The following is a 16,747-nucleotide window of genomic DNA, read 5'->3' on the forward strand; positions in this document are numbered from 1 at the left end:
GGCAAACGATGGCGCTCAACCTGGAAGCGGTGGGGCAGACGCTCGGGCCGATGACTAAACACTACACCTGGAAAGACGTGGTGCTCTACGCCCTGGGGGTGGGCGCCGGCGAGAACGACCTGCATTACTGCTACGAAAAGGATTTGAAAGTGATTCCCAGCTTCGCCATCGCGTCGATTTTCGATGTGCTGGCCCAGATCGGCATCAAATCCGAGGTCAATCTGGCCGGGGTGCTGCACGGCGAGCAGGAGCTGATCTTCCACCGGCCCATTCCCACCGAAGGCAGCCTGACCACCAAGGGGCGCATCCGCCACATCTACGACAAGGGGCCTGACCGCGGCGCCCTGATCATCGGTGAAAGCGACACGGTGGACGAAGCGGGCAACCGGTTGTTCACCAGCATCTGCACGGTGTTCGGCCGGCTGGACGGCGGCTTCGGCGGACCCGACGCACCCAAACGCGCGCCGGCTTTTCCCGACCGGGCGCCCGACACGGTGGTGGCGGCCACCCCGGCGCCCAGCCAACCACTGCTGTACCGCCTCTCGGGAGACACCTTCAGTCTGCACGTGGATCCCGAATTCGCCCGCCTGTCGGGGTTTGAAAAACCCATCATGCACGGGCTGTGCACCCATGGCTACGCCTGCCGAGCCCTGTGCGACACCCTGATTCCCGGCGCGCCGGAAAAGGCCCGGCGCATGGCCTGCCGCTTCAGCAAGCCGCTCTATCCCGGGATGCCCATCCAAACCCTGATCTGGCGCACGGAGCAGGGCAAGGCCCTCTGGCGGGTGGTCAATGCCGAGACCGGAGAGGTGGTGATCGACAACGGCGAATTCGAGTACGGCGATGAAGTGCCGCCCCGGATCCGCTTTGACGGACGGGTGGCCATCGTCACCGGCGCCGGCGGCGGCCTGGGCCGGGCCTACGCCCTGGAATTGGCCCGTCGCGGCGCCAAGGTGGTGGTCAACGACCTGGGCGGCGCCCGGGACGGCTCGGGCGACGGCGCCGCCGCGCCGGCCGACCGGGTGGTGGCCGAGATCCGGGCCGCGGGGGGCGAGGCCGTGGCCGACCACAACTCCGTGGCCACGGTCGAAGGGGGCGCGGCCATCGTGCAAACCGCCCTCGAGGCTTTCGGCACCGTGGACATCCTGATCAACAACGCCGGCATTCTGCGGGACAAGAGCTTTGTCAACATGACGCCGGAGAACTGGCAGGCCGTGCTGGACGTGCACCTGCACGGCGCCTACCACGTCACCCGGCCCGCCTTCGCCGTGATGCGGGACAAGGGGTACGGCCGGATCCTGATGACCACCTCGGCGGCCGGGCTCTACGGCAACTTCGGCCAGAGCAATTACGCGGCCGCCAAGATGGGGCTGGTGGGCCTGATGAACACCCTGAAACTGGAGGGCGAAAAGCGCAACATCAAGGTCAACACCATCGCCCCCCTGGCCGCCTCCCGGCTCACCGAGGACATCCTGCCCCCCGACCTGTTCGCCAAAATGCAGCCGGAATATGTGGTGCCCCTGGCGCTTTTTCTCTGCACGGACCAGTGCCCGGCAAGTGGCAACATCTACAATGCCGGCATGGGCTTCTTCAACCGGGTGGCGGTGATGACCGGCCCCGGCGCGGTACCGGCCGCGCAAGGCGCCGTGCCGACGCCGGAGGCGGTGCGCGATCAAGCGGCGGCGATCACCGACCTCGAAGCGGGCCGCACCTTCGGCCAACTGGCCGAGCAGGTGATGGATGTGGTCACAAAGGTTCAATGAAAGGAGCGAATCATGATCGGCATTACCGCCTACGGCGCATATCTTCCAAAACTGCGGTTGCAGCGGGCCGCCATCTTCCAGTCCATGGGGTGGTTCGCCCCGGCCTTGATGATGGTGGCCCAGGGCGAACGCGCCATGTGCAATTGGGACGAGGATGCGGTCACCATGGCGGTGGCCGCCGCCCGGGACTGTTTGACCGGCCGTGACAAACAGGCGCTGCAGGGGCTCTACCTGGCCTCCACCAGCCTGCCCTTCGCCGACCGCCAGAACGCCGGCATCGTGGCCACGGCCCTCAACCTGCCCGGCACCCTTCTGACCGCCGATGTCACCGCCTCCCAGAAGGCCGGCAGCACGGCCCTGCTCACCGCCCTGGAAACGGTGCAGGGCGGCGCGCGCAACAACATCCTGGTGGCGGCCGCCGACCGGCGCGAAACCCGGCCGGGCTATTTCTATGAAATGTGGTTCGGCGACGGGGCCGCCGCCCTGCAAGTGGGCGACAGCGACGTGATCGCCGCCTTCGAGGGCGCCTTCTCCGTCTCCTACGACTTTGTCGACCACTACCGGGCGGCGGACAAGCGGTTCGACTACTTCTGGGAAGAGCGATGGGTGCGCGACGAAGGCTACGGCAAGATGATCCCGGAGGCGGTCAACGGCCTGCTGGCCAAGCTGGGCATCGCCATCGACCAAGTGGATCGCTTGGTCTACCCCTGCTTCTTCACCGCCGAACACCGCAACATCGCCAAAAAATTGGGCGCCCGGCCGGACCAGGTGATGGACAACATGCACGAAGTGTGCGGCGAGACCGGCGCGGCCCACAGCCTGCTGCTGCTGGTGCGGGCGCTGGAGACGGCCGAACCGGGCCAACGCATTTTGATGGCCGGTTTCGGCCAGGGGTGCAATGCGCTGTGCTTCCGGGTCACCGAGGCCATCGCCGGCCTGGCCCCGCGCGCCGGGGTCCGCGGCGCGCTGGCCCGCGGCAAGGCCACCGACAACTACGCCAAGTGGCTCAAGTTCCGCGAACTGATCGACCCGGAAATGGGCATCCGGGCCGAGGCCCCCACCCAGACCGCCATGACCACCTTGTGGCGCAACCGGAAGATGCTGCTGGGACTGGTGGGCGGCCGCTGCCGCACCTGCGGCACGCCGCAGTTTCCCAAGATGGACATCTGCGTCAATCCCGACTGCGGCGCCTTGCACAGCCAGGAGGACTACGAATTCGCCGACCGACCCGCCCGCATCAAAACCTTCACCGGCGATCTGCTGGCGGTGTCGGTGGACCCGCCCCACAAGTACGGCATGGTGCAGTTCGATGATGGCGGACGGCTGATGGCCGATTTCACCGACTGCGACTTCGAGGAGCTGCAGGTGGGCCTGCCGGTGCAGATGGTCTTCCGCAAGCGCACCGAGGACAAGCAGCGGGGCTTTGTCAACTATTTCTGGAAAGCCACCCCCACGCCGGATGCCGCCGAACAGATGCGCCGCATCCGTTTCGACGACCGGGTGGCCATCGTCACCGGCGCCGGCGGCGGCCTGGGCCGGGCCTACGCCCTGGAACTGGCGCGGCGCGGCGCCAAGGTGGTGGTCAACGACCTGGGCGGCGCCCGGGACGGCAGCGGCGCGGCCAGTGCGGCGGCGGATCGAGTGGTGGCCGAAATCAGGGAAGCCGGCGGGCAGGCGGTGGCCAACTACGACAACGTGGCCGGCGCCGAAGGCGGCGCGGCCATCGTGCAAACCGCCCTGGACGCCTTCGGCCGGGTGGACATTCTGATCAACAACGCCGGCATCCTGCGGGACAAGAGCTTCGTCAAGATGGAAGCGGAGAACTGGCGTGCGGTGATGGACGTGCACCTCAACGGCGCCTACAACGTCACCCGGCCCGCCTTCGCCGCAATGAAAGCCAACGGCTTCGGCCGCATCGTCATGACCAGTTCGGCCGCCGGACTCTACGGCAACTTCGGCCAGGCCAACTACAGCGCCGCCAAAATGGCCCTGGTGGGGCTGATGAACACCCTCAAGCTGGAAGGGGGCAAATACGACATCCGGGTCAACACCATCGCCCCCCTGGCCGCCTCCCGGCTCACCGAGGATGTGATGCCCCCCGAGCTGTTCGCAATGGCCAAGCCGGACGATGTGGTGCCCATGGTCCTCTACCTGTGCAGCGAGGGGTGCGACCACAGCGGCCAAATCTTCAACGCCGGTGTCGGCCACTTCAGCCGGGCGGCGCTGCTCACCGGGCCGCCGGTGCAACTGGGCCGGGAAGGGGATCCGCCGGCGGTGGAGGACATCGCCTTCCACTGGGACCACATCAATGACCTGCAAGGGGCCAAGGAGCTGGCGGATCTCAACGCCGCCACCGTGGACCTGATGACGCCGCCGCCGCCCAAGGACCGACCGGCCACGACCGGCGGCGGACAGACCCCCGCGGCCGAGGAAGCGCCGGACACCCAGGCGATCTTCGACCGCCTGGCGGGCACCTTCAAAGCCGATGCGGCCGAAGGGGTGGATGTGGTGTTCCAGTTCCTCATCTCGGGCCCCGGCGGCGGGAACTGGTCCTGCGAGATCAAGGACCGGCAGTGCACCGTGGCCGCCGGAGACCATCCCCGGCCCACCTGCACCCTGAAGATGGCAGCGGCCGACTTCGGCGCCATGATGACCGGCCGCATGGCGCCCATGCAGGCGTTCACCTCAGGCAAGCTGAAGATCGAGGGGGATGTGATGAAATCGCAGCTCATCGAAAAGCTGTTCACGATTTAAGGGACCCAGGGAGGTTTGCGCATGGCAACCGGAATCAAGGACAAAGTGGCCATCATCGGCATGGGCTGCACCCGCTTCGGTGAACGCTGGGACGCCGGCGCCGAGGAGTTGATGGTGGAGGCCTTCGAGGAGTGCCTGGCCGACGCCGGCCTGGAAAAACGGCAGATCGGAGCGGCCTGGCTGGGCACCTGCATGGAGGAGATCAACGTGGGCAAGACGGCCATGCCCCTGGCCGTCACCCTGCGCCTGCCCATGATCCCCGTGACCCGGGTGGAGAACTACTGCGCCACCGGCACCGAGGCCTTCCGCGGCGCCTGCTATGCCGTGGCCTCCGGCGCCTACGACATCTGTTTGGCCATGGGGGTGGAAAAACTCAAGGACACCGGTTACGGCGGTCTGCCCAACCCGGGATCCAACGCCGGCAGCCTGCAGTGGCAGTGGATGCCCAACCTCTCGGCCCCCGGCGCCTTCGCCCAGCTGGCCAGCGCCTACCGGGCCAAGTACCGCGTCGGCGAGCAGGACCTCAAGCGCGCCATGGGGCGGGTGTCGGTCAAAAGCCACGCCAACGGCGCCCTCAACCCCAAAGCGCACTTGCAAAAGGCGGTCAGCCTGGACCAGGTGCTGGGCGCCCCCATCATCGCCCACCCCCTGGGACTGTTTGACTGCTGCGGGGTCAGCGACGGCGCGGCCTGCGCCATTGTCACCACCCCGGAAATCGCCGCCGGCCTGGGCAAGAAGGATTTCGTCACCGTCAAGGCCCTGCAGGTGGCGTTGAGCAGCGGCGAAGAGGCCGCCTTCAACCGCTGGGACGGCGATCACTTCATGACCACCGACCGCTGCAGCGCAATGGCCTACCAGGAGGCCGGCATCACCGATCCCAAACGGGAGATCAGCATGATGGAGGTGCACGACTGCTTCTCCATCACCGAACTGGTGACCATGGAAGATCTGCACATCTCCGAGCGGGGCCGCGCCTGGCACGACGTGATGGACGGCTTCTACGACAGCGACGGCCAGATGCCCTGCCAGGTGGACGGCGGGCTCAAGTGCTTCGGGCACCCCATCGGCGCATCGGGCCTGCGCATGCTCTACGAGATGTATCTGCAATTGCACGGCCGCGCCGGCAAGCGCCAACTGGGCAACCCCCGCTACGGGCTGACCCACAATCTGGGCGGTTTCCCGTTTCAGAACATCTGCAGCATCGCGATCATCGGAAAGTACAAGTAAGCGCCCGGAAGACGTGCACGACATTACCGGGACAAGGAGAATCACACCATGGATATTCTCCGATACACCGAGGACCACCAACAGTTCCGCCGGCGCCTGCGGGCTTTCTGCGAACAGGAGGTGATCCCGCATGTCGACCAATGGGAGGCCCGGCGCCGGGTGCCCAGGGAGGCCTGGCGCAAGATGGGCCGGGCCGGTTTTCTGTGCCCCACGGTGGCCGAAACCTACGGCGGCATGGGCGGCGACTTCATCCACGCGCTCATCGTGGCCGAAGAGCTCTCCCGCACCGTGCACACCGGATTGGCGGCCACGTTGCACAGCGACGTGGTGGTGCCCTACATCGAATCCTTCGCCGCCGAACCGATCAAGCAGCGCTTCCTGCCCGGCTGCGTCAACGGCGACATCGTCACCGCCGTGGCCATGACCGAACCCAACGCCGGCAGCGACCTGGCGGGCATGCAGACCACGGCGGTGGAAGAGGGCGACACGGTGGTGCTCAACGGCACCAAAACCTTCATCTCCAACGGCCTCAACTGCGACCTGCTGGTGCTGGCGGCCAAGGACCCGGAGCAGTCCAATCCCCATCAAGCCATCTCCCTCTACCTGGTGGAAGCGGACACGCCCGGCTTCAAAAAGGGCAACCCCCTGCACAAAATGGGCTGGCACAGCCAGGACACGGCCGAGCTCTTCTTCACCAATTGCCGTGTGCCGGTGGCCAACCGCCTGGGGGAGCAAGGGGCCGGTTTCCTGATGATGATGGAAAAGCTCCAGCAGGAGCGGCTGGCCTGTGTCATGGGGGCGGTGGCGGCGGCCGAACGGATCGTCGAATACACCATCGACCACTGCAAACGCACCCTGGTGAACGGCCGGCCCCTCTGCCGCGCCCAGGCGGTGCAATTCGCCCTGGTGGAGATGAGCACCGAAGTCAAACTGGGCCGCACCTTCATGGAAAAACTCATCACCGACCACATGGAGAAGCAAAACATCGTGGTGGAAGTCTCCATGGCCAAGTACTGGTGCACCGACGCCGTGCACCGCATCGCCTCCCGCGCCCTGGATCTGCTGGGACGCCACGGCATGCTGGAGGCGTGCCCCATGGTGCGTGCCTTCCGCGATACCCGGGTGATGTCCATCTTCGCCGGCACCAACGAAATCATGAAGGGCATCGCCGCCAAATTCATGGGATTGTGATGAACGCAAACGCCTTACCATCTCCCGGCGCCCTGGACGGCGTCACCGTGCTGGATCTTTCCCGGCTGCTGCCCGGCCCCTACTGCTCCATGATCCTGGCCGACCACGGCGCGGCGGTGATCGCCATCGAAGACAAACGGCAGTACGCCGCCGACGGTCTCTTTTTGCCCACGGTGCAGCGCAACAAACGCCACATGACCCTGGACCTGAAAACCGACGCCGGCAAGGAGATCTTCATGCGCATGGCCCGCGGCGCCGATGTGATCATAGAAGGCTTCCGGCCCGGCGTGGCGGCGCGCTTGGGGGTGGACTACGACAGCGTGCGGCAGGTCAAGCCGGACATCATCTACTGCGCCATCACGGGCTACGGCCAGACCGGCCCCTGCCGCGACCAGGTGGGCCACGACGTCAACTACCTGGCCCGGGCCGGGGCGCTGGATCTGATGGGCGACCCCGACCGCCCGCCGAGCATCCCCGGCATCCAGATCGCCGACATCGCCGCCGGCGGCATGAACGGCGCCATCGGCATCCTGCTGGCCCTCTACGCCCGAAACCGTACCGGCCGCGGCCAATACATCGACATCGCCATGACCGACGGCATGCTGGCCATGTTGCCCGTAGCCCACTTCTGGCACGGCTTCTCCGGCCAGGCGCCCCGCCGCGGCGACCACCTGCTGGGCCACCGCTACGCCTGCTACAACACCTACGCAACCGCCGACGACCGCGCCGTGGCCGTCGGGGCCTTGGAAAACCGCTTCTGGCGCCGGCTCTGCGAGGCAATGGATATGGCGCAATACGCCGACCTGCAGTTCGACGAAGCCCGCCGCGCAGAGATCATCGACGCATTCCGCCGCGCCTTCCGCCGACACCCCCTGTCCCACTGGGAAACCGTCCTCGGCGGCCAGCAAATTTGCGTCAGCGCCGTGCACACCTTGGAACAAGCCCTGTGCGACCCCCTGTTCCGAAAGCGGGAGATGGTGGCGCAGATCGAAACCCCCGAAGATCCCGGCGAAACCCATCTGGGCGTGCCGATCAAACTGAGCGTCACGCCCGGCACCCTGCGCACACCAAGCGCCCGTTTCGGCCAACACACCACGAAAATCCTCGCCGAATACGGCTACAGCGAAACCCAAATCCGGCAACTGCAGGCACAGAAGGTCGTATAGGCTTTTATTATGCAGTGATGCACAACGCCCAAGTTGGGGCTTGCCCCATTACCAAACGGTTTTTCAAAAAAACGGCGTCACCCGTGCCGGTAGCGGCAAAGATGCGCATGACCTCATGTTGCTGCGCAACCCCGGCAACCCGTTGCCCATGCCACCCGCCACCCGCCACCTCCGACACCCCCGAAACACAAGCCTCCACACACCTATCTAAACGACAGAATTCATTGCTTAAAGCTTAATACTTAAAACTTAAAACCGGCGCCCGCCAGGGCGCATTCCGGACTTGCAAAAATTCCGATGGGAGGCTATCAGAGGCGGATCCCGATGGCGGCGCGCTGATTGCACAAAACGCGCCGACACCCATTTTCTTCGTGCCGTCGCACCGGCGCCAACCCTGAATACGGATAACGCCCCATGCCCTTGTCGCCCGCTGTTCGCTTCAACCTCACCCGCTGGCTGATCTTCCTTGTCCTCATCCTGGCTTACATCACCGTCTATTTCCACCGCATGGCGCCCGGCGTGGTTTCCGGCGAGCTGATGGCCACCTTTCACACCTCCGGTGCGGCCCTGGGATCCTTGGCGGCCATGTATTTCTATGTATACGCCGCCATGCAGATCCCTTCGGGGGTGCTGGCCGACGCCCTGGGCACCCGCACCACCGTGGTGGTCGGCAATTTGCTGGCCGGGTGCGGCGCGATCCTCTTCGGGTTGGCGCCCACCCTGGCGGTGGCGAGCGCCGGCCGCCTGATGGTGGGGCTGGGGGTGTCGGTGGTGTTTGTCTGCACCATGAAGAGCAATTCGGTCTGGTTCAGCGAGTCGCGCTACGGCTTCATGAGCGGCCTGACCCTGCTGGTGGGCAACTTGGGGTCGGTGATGGCCGCCGGACCGCTGGCGGCGCTGTTGGATGTGGTCACCTGGCGCGCCACCTTCGTGGCCATCGGCGCGGTGTCCATCGCCCTGGGCGTTCTGGGGGCCATCGTGGTGCGCAACCGGCCCGAGGATTGCAGTTTCGCGCCGTTGTCCGATGCCACCAAGGCACCGTTCACCGGCTTGGGCGCCTTGGGGCGGCAGTTGCTGGAGGTGGCCCGCAACCGGCACCTCTGGCCCGGGTTCGTGGTCAACTTCGGCACCACCGGCGGCCTCTACGCCTTCATGGGATTGTGGGGCATGCCCTATCTGCGGGATGTGAAAGGTTTCGAGCGACCGGAGGCCGCCGCCTATATGACCGTCATGCTGCTGGGATTCGCCCTGGGTTGCCTCTTTTTCGGCTGGTTCTCCGACTGGTTGCGGCGACGCAAGGCTGTTCTGCTGGCCTCGGTGATGCTCTACCTGCTATCCTGGGCCCTGCTGGCGATGCCCCCGTGGACATCCGCCGTTTACGGCTACCCGGTGTTCGCCCTGATGGGGTTCGCCGGCGCCGGGTTCACCGTCACCTTCCCGGTGGCAAAGGAGGTCAGCGACCCGCGCTTCGCCGGCATGGCCGTGGCCATCGTCAACATGGGCACTTTCATCGGCACTTCCCTGATGCAGCCGGCCTTCGGCAAGGTGCTGGACATCTTCTGGCAGGGGACGCTGCAGGACGGGCTGCGCCTCTATGCGGCGCGGGATTACCAGGCAGGGTTTCTGCTGATGGCCGGTTACGCCGCCATGGCCCTGGTGGCCGCCTTCTTTGTCAAGGAGACCGGCTGCCGCAACATCGCCGGGGCGCTGCGGGCCAAGCAAGATTGATCCCCCCTCACCCCTCGCTCCGGACCGGTTGGTAGCGGTGCACCCCGCCATGGGTCTGTTGTATCAACCGGCCTTCGTGAACCAAAGCGGCCAGATGGGCCGACACCGAGGCCACCGCCAGGCGCTGATCGAAGGGCGCCATCTCCTCGAAGGCGATGGGGCGCAACTTGGCCGACCACGGCATGATCCGCGCCAAGTCGTAGGCGGTCAGCGGCTCGGCGCAGGCCGCCATGCGCTGCAGCAGCTCTCCGGTGCGCCGTTCGTGTTGGCTCAGCACCTGATCGATCCGGCTGCGGAATCCGGTCATCGGGGGACCGTGGCCGGGCAGCATCAGCGCCACATTCAGCGATCTCAGCCGCCGCACCGAGGCGATGTAGTCGCCCAGCGGATTGTCGCCCGAGCGCGGATAGCGGCCGATGGTGGGGGTGATGCCCGGCAGCAGGTGGTCGCCGGAGAAAAACAGCTTGCGGGTCGGCTCGTACAAACAGATGTGACCCGGGGAATGGCCCGGCGTCCAGATCACCTCCAGGGAAAAATCGCCGTGTTGCAGCGTCTCGCCCCCCTGCAGCAGGATGTCAGGCGCGGCCCGATCCACCAGGTGCGCGAAACGGTCCGCCTGCCGCCCACCGTCGGCGATCATTGCGCGCTCGGCCCCAGCGGCCCGAAGCAGCGCCTGTGTCCGCTGCAGGTAATGCGCTGTGTCGCCGTAGCGCAAGTGCGCCACATCGGCTTCCAGGGCGTGCATCAGCAAACGGCTGTCGGGCGCAGTCAGGACCCCGGCGGCCAGGCCGTAGTGGTCGATGTGGGCATGGGTGATCACCACCCGGCCGATCCGCTCCGGGCGTATCCCCAGGCCGTCCAGTTGCTGCAGCAGGGACGACCGGCAATCCGGGGTGTTCCAGCCCGTATCGATGAGCAGGTACCCTTGGGGCGCCGCCAGCAGATAGGCGTTGACATACTTCAAGGGAGAACCGGCCAGCGGCAGCTTGAGGCGGTGGACACCCGGATGGGGTTCGGGGTTGGTCGCGAGGGACATGGGCGATTATACGGGCCTTGTGATCATGATGCAATGCACTGCATGGGTTTGGTTTGTGCCGAAGCGACCCATCACGGGCCGACCGGCGCCCACTTCTATGCACAGTCAGCGCAAAATGCAAGCCGGTCCACGCGACGGGGGGATGCCGATGGGCGACTTCTATGATATGCAAGGAGTATCACGCACATGATCATCGGCCAAGCCGCGCCGGACATGGCGGCCCCTCGTTTGCCATCTTTCATGCTTGCCTACGGAGGTGACGACGGATGAGTATCCCCGAACGCAAAGTCGATCCACGAATCCAAATGTTTGCCGAGGCCATCGGCACCGCCCCGGGCCGCAATCGCTTGCCGGAGCGCAACGTACTGGTGGTGGGCGCCGGCCAGCGGGCGGTGACCGGCGCCGAGGAGATTCCCGGCAACGGCCGCGCCATCGCCATGCTGGCGGCCCGGGAGGGCGCACGGGTGGTGTGCGCCGATATCAACGCGCAAAGCGCCGCCGAAACCGTGGCCCGCATCACCGCCGAAGGGGGGTGGGCCCAACCGCTGACGGTGAATGTGGCTCAGGCCGAGGAAAACGCCCGCATGGTCAAGCAGGCCCACCACGCCATGGGGGGCCTGGACGGTCTGGTGCTCAATGTGGGCACCAGCCACGGCCGCTCCCTGGACACCCTGACGTCCGACATCTGGGACCGGGAATTCGCCGTCAACCTGCGAAGTCACATGCTGGCCTGCCAGGCGGCTTTGCCCCTGATGGCGCCCGGATCGGCCATCGTCCTGATCTCCTCCCTGGCCAGTCAACGGCCCAACGGGCGCAATCCGGCTTACGAAGGCACCAAGGCGGCCCAATTGGCCCTGGCCCGCAGCGTGGCCCTGGCCGGCCAGCGACAGGGCATTCGCTGCAACGCCGTCGCACCGGGCTTGATCGACACGCCCCTGGGCCGGGTGGCCACCCAAAAGCGTCCCAAGCGTGCCGCTCTGGTCCCCTTCGGCCGCCAGGGCACCGGTTGGGAAGTCGCCTATGCCGCCATTTTTCTCCTTTCCAATGAAGCATCCTATATCAACGCCCAGTCCATCTTCGTGGATGGCGGTTTGGGAACGGGCATTGCGATGTAGCAGTGCGAGATGCCTTTAACAAGACACCCTGAATGGAGGTACGGAACATGCCCCGCATGCCCTATTTTGATTTGAGCCGGGCCGATGAACAGCTGCGTGCCGCAGTGGGCACCCGGCCGCCCTTGAACATCTACCGCATGTTGGCCCATGGGGGACCGGCGGCCGTGGGTTTTCTGGAGTTGGGCGCGGCCTTGTTGCGCAAAAACGAACTGGACAGCCGCCTGCGGGAGCTGGCCATTTTGCGGGTGGGCATTCTCTGCCGGGCGGAATACGAAGTATACCAGCACGAACGGCTGGCACGGCGGGTGGGGGTGGCCGAAGAAAAGATCCAGGCCCTGCGCGACGGGCCCGACGCGCCGGCCTTCGACACCCTGGAGCGCAAAGTGCTGCGCTACACCGACCAGGTGGTGCTCAACGTCAAGGCCGGCGACAGCACGTTCAAGGCCGTGGCCGACAGCTTGTCCCAGCGCGCCTTGATGGAACTGACCATCACCATCGGCTACTACATGATGGTGTCACGGGTGCTCGAAAACTTCGAAGTGGAGATCGAACCGGCCCCGCAACAGGCGTAATCCTTGTCTGTGGCGGGCGAAACGCATCCGCCGCCACAACCGTGACAATTCACTTGTCAAACAGCGGCCCCATCGGTAAGCTTGATCCATAACAAAGGAGGCGCCCATGAGACATGCCATCGCCTGCCTGCTCTGCCTTGGCCTTGTTTGGATCGGGACGAGCACCGCAGTTGCCGAAGAAATCTTCATCAGCATCGTTAAATCCGTTGAGGGCGGAGCGACGATTACGCGTGGCGACACGACCCACGCCGTCACGTCCGGCATGGAAGTCAAACGGGCGGATATCATCCGAACCGACCGCAACGGCCATGTCGGCCTGGTCTTCTCCGACGATACGCGCATTTCCATCGGCCCCGGCACCGAACTCACCATCGACAGCTACCTTTTCGAACCCCTTGAGAACAACCTCTCCTTCGTCTTGCGACTTGTCCGGGGAACGGTGTCCTATTTATCAGGGCAAATCGCCAAGCTCGCCCCTGAAGCCGTACAGCTCGTCCTGCCTGCAGCCACCATCGGCGTTCGGGGAACCCACGTGCTGATCAAGGTGGATTGATCGCTTTGCGCAGGTGCGCAGACGCGCAGGCGCATATTCGAAGACAGCCTTTACGCAGGAAGGTGAACCTTGAAGAAATCGATACTTATCGCTTGCTGCCTGGCGGCCATGGCCTTCAACATGGCTTGCGGCAAAAAAAGCATGGTCATGCTTGCACCGGATCCGGACGGATCGGTGGGGCGTATCACGGTTGCCAACGAGGCCGGTTCGGTCGACATCGACCAAGCCAACCTGGCGACGGTAATCCGCTCGCCGGAAGCTGCCCCCCGTGCGCCGGAGCCCCTGGACCCGGCCAAGGTCGAAGCATTGTTCGGCCAGGTCGTGGCCAACCAACCGTTGCCGCCACTGCACTTCCGGCTTCATTTCGAATCGGATTCGGTGCGACTGTTGCCGGACTCCCGCCGACAGTTGACGGAAATTGTCGAAGCCATTGAAGCGCGTTCCCCCACCCGCGTCTCGGTGGTGGGCCACACGGACACTATGGGCGACAAAGTTTATAATGTCCAACTCTCCCTGCGCCGCGCGATCACAGTGCGGCAGCTCCTGATCGACCGGGGGATCGACGCCGCTTTTATCGATGTCGTTTCCCATGGCCAAGAAAATCCCTTGGTGAAAACGCCCGATAACGTCGCCAACGCCCAGAACCGACGGGTGGAAGTGGTGATCCGATAGCATCACCGCGCACCCGCACAGAAGCTCGGACAGGCGTTTCCGACCCCGGAATCCGATGGGTAGCATAAGGTGTCAGTGGTATTGAAAGACATGGATACGCCCAAACACAAATTGGATCCATCGGTTCCATGGACCGTATGCCTGGGACTTCTGTTGTCGATCTTTTTATCCGCACTTTACCTCTTACGCCCCGATTTCATCAGCCACCTGCAGCATAGAACCACCGACGCCATTGTTGCCAATGCCGGCGACCCCGAACCAACCGGACAAGTCGTGGTGGTGGAGATCGATGAAGCCGCATTGGCAACGTGGGGCCAGTGGCCATGGCCGCGGCACCGGATGGCATCGCTGCTGAACACGCTATCGGAAATGGGCGCCCGCAGCATCGCCCTTGCGTTCATCATGGCCGAAGCGGATCGCACCTCTCTCTTGCCGTTGCAGGACCACGACGCCTTGCTGGCCGAAACCCTTTCCGGCGGCCCATTCGTATTGGGATACAAGCTTCAATTCGACGAAGTACCCGGCGAACAGGAAGCGTGCTTTCTTCACCCGCTCAAGTTGGTGCAGGTACAAAAAGCGACCAACGGAGAAGCAACCGCGGGCCTGCATCGTGCGCAAGGAGCCATCTGCAATGTGGACCGGCTCGCGCGGGCGGCGCCCCATTCCGGCTTTCTCAATGGCCTTCCCGATGCAGACGGTCTTATGCGGCGTCTGCCCCTGATGATCCAATATGAACAGGCGATTCATCCCAATCTGGTGCTGGCCGCCCTGCTGCCCACCGTTCATGGGGCAGCGGTGATATTGCACCGACATGTGGCGAGCCATAGCACGCTGACCGTCGGTGCGCACACCATTCCCATCGATCAAAAAGGAAATCTTCAGATCCCCTTCACCAGCCGGCGCTCGAAGCTGCTGCATGTCCCCGCAGGGCAAGTGTTGGCCGGCCAAGTCGAAACGACGGTCTTCAAAGATCGGGTGGTGCTTGTGGGGCTGTCCGCCGCCGGTCTGGCATCCGCCTTCCCCACACCGGGGCATGGGCGCTATTCGACGGTCGAGATTCACGCCCAGGCGGTGGAGACGATCCTGTCGGGACAGTACATCCATCGCCACACAGGAATGCTGCTGGCGGAGATCCTCCTCTCACTCTTGGCAGTAGGCCTGTTCAGCCTGTGCATTGCGCGCTGCGAATTTGCAATCACCACCGTCATCGGCGCCCTGGGCATCATCACTTGTTGGTGGTCCGCCCAGTTGCTGTTCAACAGCCGGCAAATGCTTCTCTCCCCATTGCTTCCATCGGTATCCATCTTGAGCGCCGGGCTACTGCTCATGCTTTTCAAATACTGGATGCGGCAGCGACGCGCACGGCTGGGCATGCAAGATGCGTTGATACTGATGAGAAGCAGTCAACAGGAGTTGAGCGCGATCATCAAAACCATCCCGGACATCGTTTTCCGCCTCGACCCGCAGGGTCGGATCACCTTTATCAGCCCCGCCGTTATCCGCTATCAACAAATGCCCGAAACACTGATAGGTAAACACATTCTGGACTTGGTCGTACCCGAAGACCGGCCCCGGGCCAACCATCTTATCAACGAACGTCGGACTGGGCAACGCGCCACCGCCGATCTGGAAATACGGCTGATGCTATCGTCCGACGATCCACCACTAGACGGTAAAGATCGCTATTTCAACATATCGGCGGAGGGTATTTACACCCAAAAGGCGCCAAATGAGCGTTCATTTGCAGGCACACAAGGCATCGCCAAGGATATCACCCAGCGCAAACACCTCGAAAACCAACTGGAACAGTCCAAGAAGATGGAGGCCATCGGCACCCTTGCCGCCGGTGTGGCCCATGATTTGAACAACATTTTGAGCGGGCTGGTCACCTATCCGGAATTGCTTCTGCTGGATCTGCCCGACGACGATCCCATGCGCGAAAAGATCGAGACGATCCGGCATTCCGGACAGCGGGCCGCTGAAATCGTCCAGGATATGCTGATGATCGCACGGCGTAACGTCGCAAACCATGGGATCGTCAAATTGAACGATATCGTCACCGCCTATCTCCGATCCCCGGAATACGACAACCTGGCGCGCAACCATCCCAATATCACAATGAACAGCGAATTGGCCGGTGATTTACTGCATGTGAAAGGGTCGGCCTTACACATCTCCAAGTTGATCATGAACCTGGTCGGCAATGCCGTCGAAGCCATGCCTGCGAGGGGCAACATACGCATCCGAACCCTGAACCGATACCTGGATGAGGATTTCGAGGGATTCGAACGAATTCCGGAAGGTGAGTATGTGGTCTTGCGTATTGCCGACGAGGGGGTCGGCCTCGCGCCGGACGAATGCCGCCGGATATTCGAACCGTTCTACAGCAAAAAGCGGATGGGACGCAGCGGATCAGGGTTGGGCATGACCATCGTCTGGAACACCGTCAAGGATCATGGCGGCTTTGTGGACATCCACAGTAAGGAAGGTGAGGGCACACAGTTTGACATTTACCTGCCGGCAACGCGGGAAGAGGAAAATCCGATCCCCAAGCGGGTGGTGCTCCAGGATTACACCGGCACGGAACGGGTGCTGGTGGTGGACGACAGCGCGGAACAGCGCACCATTGCCACCCGGATGCTCGGCAAACTGTGCTACCAAGTGGTGTCCGCCGCCAATGGCGAGGAGGCCGTAAGCTATATGCAGATCCACGAGGTGGATCTATTGGTGCTCGACATGGTCATGCCACCGGGGATCGACGGCCTGGAAACCTACCGACGCATTCTTCGAATACACCCGGAACAAAAGGCGATCATCGCCAGCGGCTACGCACCCTCGGAGCGGGTCCAGGCGATGCGTGAGCTGGGTGCCGGTGAGTATCTGCACAAACCGTATACCCTGGAGAAAATCGGTCTGGCCGTCCGCCGTGAGCTGGATAAGAACAAGTCGACGCAGATCCCCCCTTGACCC

At 64.0% G+C, this 16,747-nt stretch carries 12 protein-coding genes; 11 read left to right on the forward strand and 1 reads right to left on the reverse strand.

The genetic code is table 11. The features are described from left to right. The first annotated feature begins 8 nt into the window (after positions 1–8). From MRX98_RS02765 to MRX98_RS02790, 6 genes are all read left to right on the forward strand, one after another. Positions 9–1,763 carry an SDR family NAD(P)-dependent oxidoreductase gene (locus tag MRX98_RS02765; protein WP_246902832.1) on the forward strand — a complete coding sequence of 585 codons (1,755 nt, stop codon included), beginning with the start codon at positions 9–11 and terminating at the stop codon, positions 1,761–1,763. Positions 1,764–1,775: 12 nt separating this feature from the next. Beyond that, positions 1,776–4,517 (forward strand): SDR family NAD(P)-dependent oxidoreductase, encoded by a 2,742-nt coding sequence (locus MRX98_RS02770; RefSeq protein WP_246902834.1) that lies wholly within the window; start codon positions 1,776–1,778, stop codon positions 4,515–4,517. Between the two features lie 21 nt (positions 4,518–4,538). Continuing rightward, positions 4,539–5,744: an acetyl-CoA acetyltransferase gene (locus tag MRX98_RS02775; protein ID WP_246902836.1), complete on the forward strand. Its 1,206-nt coding sequence runs from the start codon at positions 4,539–4,541 to the stop codon at positions 5,742–5,744. Positions 5,745–5,792: 48 nt separating this feature from the next. Beyond that, the gene (locus MRX98_RS02780) at positions 5,793–6,935 is read left to right on the forward strand and encodes an acyl-CoA dehydrogenase family protein (RefSeq protein WP_246902837.1); all 1,143 of its coding nucleotides are present in this window, start codon (positions 5,793–5,795) and stop codon (positions 6,933–6,935) included. After that, positions 6,935–8,101, forward strand: a complete 1,167-nt coding sequence (locus MRX98_RS02785; protein WP_246902838.1) for a CaiB/BaiF CoA transferase family protein — start codon at positions 6,935–6,937, stop codon at positions 8,099–8,101. The genes MRX98_RS02780 and MRX98_RS02785 overlap by 1 nt, the downstream gene beginning before the upstream one ends. A 414-nt stretch (positions 8,102–8,515) precedes the next feature. Continuing rightward, entirely contained in the window at positions 8,516–9,829 is a 1,314-nt protein-coding gene (locus MRX98_RS02790; RefSeq protein WP_246902839.1) for an MFS transporter, read from the forward strand. A gap of 7 nt (positions 9,830–9,836) precedes the next feature. Here the strand turns inward: MRX98_RS02790 and MRX98_RS02795 are convergent, their stop codons facing one another. Continuing rightward, positions 9,837–10,865: an MBL fold metallo-hydrolase gene (locus MRX98_RS02795; protein ID WP_246902840.1), complete on the reverse strand. Its 1,029-nt coding sequence runs from the start codon at positions 10,863–10,865 to the stop codon at positions 9,837–9,839. A gap of 266 nt (positions 10,866–11,131) precedes the next feature. Here MRX98_RS02795 and MRX98_RS02800 point away from each other — a divergent pair, with 266 nt between their 5' ends. From MRX98_RS02800 to MRX98_RS02820, 5 genes are all read left to right on the forward strand, one after another. Beyond that, entirely contained in the window at positions 11,132–11,980 is an 849-nt protein-coding gene (locus MRX98_RS02800; protein WP_246902841.1) for an SDR family NAD(P)-dependent oxidoreductase, read from the forward strand. A 47-nt stretch (positions 11,981–12,027) separates the two neighbouring features. Further along, a complete protein-coding gene (locus MRX98_RS02805; protein ID WP_246902842.1) occupies positions 12,028–12,552 on the forward strand; it encodes a carboxymuconolactone decarboxylase family protein in 525 nt (174 codons plus the stop codon). A 106-nt stretch (positions 12,553–12,658) separates the two neighbouring features. After that, positions 12,659–13,105 (forward strand): FecR family protein, encoded by a 447-nt coding sequence (locus MRX98_RS02810; RefSeq protein WP_246902843.1) that lies wholly within the window; start codon positions 12,659–12,661, stop codon positions 13,103–13,105. A 69-nt stretch (positions 13,106–13,174) separates the two neighbouring features. Beyond that, positions 13,175–13,777 carry an OmpA family protein gene (locus MRX98_RS02815; protein WP_246902844.1) on the forward strand — a complete coding sequence of 201 codons (603 nt, stop codon included), beginning with the start codon at positions 13,175–13,177 and terminating at the stop codon, positions 13,775–13,777. Between the two features lie 90 nt (positions 13,778–13,867). After that, complete coding sequence (locus MRX98_RS02820) at positions 13,868–16,744, forward strand: CHASE2 domain-containing protein (protein WP_246903057.1); 2,877 nt, start codon at positions 13,868–13,870, stop codon at positions 16,742–16,744. Positions 16,745–16,747 lie beyond the last annotated feature (3 nt).

The sequence above is a fragment of the Desulfatitalea alkaliphila genome, assembly GCF_022968795.1.
Lineage (GTDB): Bacteria > Desulfobacterota > Desulfobacteria > Desulfobacterales > Desulfosarcinaceae > Desulfatitalea > Desulfatitalea alkaliphila.

Excerpts from the sequence above, each read along its gene's own strand:
- MRX98_RS02765 (WP_246902832.1), top strand. The coding sequence starts at position 9 with ATGGCGCTCAACCTGGAAGCGGTGGGGCAGACGCTCGGGCCGATGACT.
- MRX98_RS02770 (WP_246902834.1), top strand. The coding sequence starts at position 1,776 with ATGATCGGCATTACCGCCTACGGCGCATATCTTCCAAAACTGCGGTTG.
- MRX98_RS02775 (WP_246902836.1), top strand. The coding sequence starts at position 4,539 with ATGGCAACCGGAATCAAGGACAAAGTGGCCATCATCGGCATGGGCTGC.
- MRX98_RS02780 (WP_246902837.1), top strand. The coding sequence starts at position 5,793 with ATGGATATTCTCCGATACACCGAGGACCACCAACAGTTCCGCCGGCGC.
- MRX98_RS02785 (WP_246902838.1), top strand. The coding sequence starts at position 6,935 with ATGAACGCAAACGCCTTACCATCTCCCGGCGCCCTGGACGGCGTCACC.
- MRX98_RS02790 (WP_246902839.1), top strand. The coding sequence starts at position 8,516 with ATGCCCTTGTCGCCCGCTGTTCGCTTCAACCTCACCCGCTGGCTGATC.
- MRX98_RS02795 (WP_246902840.1), bottom strand. The coding sequence starts at position 10,865 with ATGTCCCTCGCGACCAACCCCGAACCCCATCCGGGTGTCCACCGCCTC.
- MRX98_RS02800 (WP_246902841.1), top strand. The coding sequence starts at position 11,132 with ATGAGTATCCCCGAACGCAAAGTCGATCCACGAATCCAAATGTTTGCC.
- MRX98_RS02805 (WP_246902842.1), top strand. The coding sequence starts at position 12,028 with ATGCCCCGCATGCCCTATTTTGATTTGAGCCGGGCCGATGAACAGCTG.
- MRX98_RS02810 (WP_246902843.1), top strand. The coding sequence starts at position 12,659 with ATGAGACATGCCATCGCCTGCCTGCTCTGCCTTGGCCTTGTTTGGATC.
- MRX98_RS02820 (WP_246903057.1), top strand. The coding sequence starts at position 13,868 with ATGGATACGCCCAAACACAAATTGGATCCATCGGTTCCATGGACCGTA.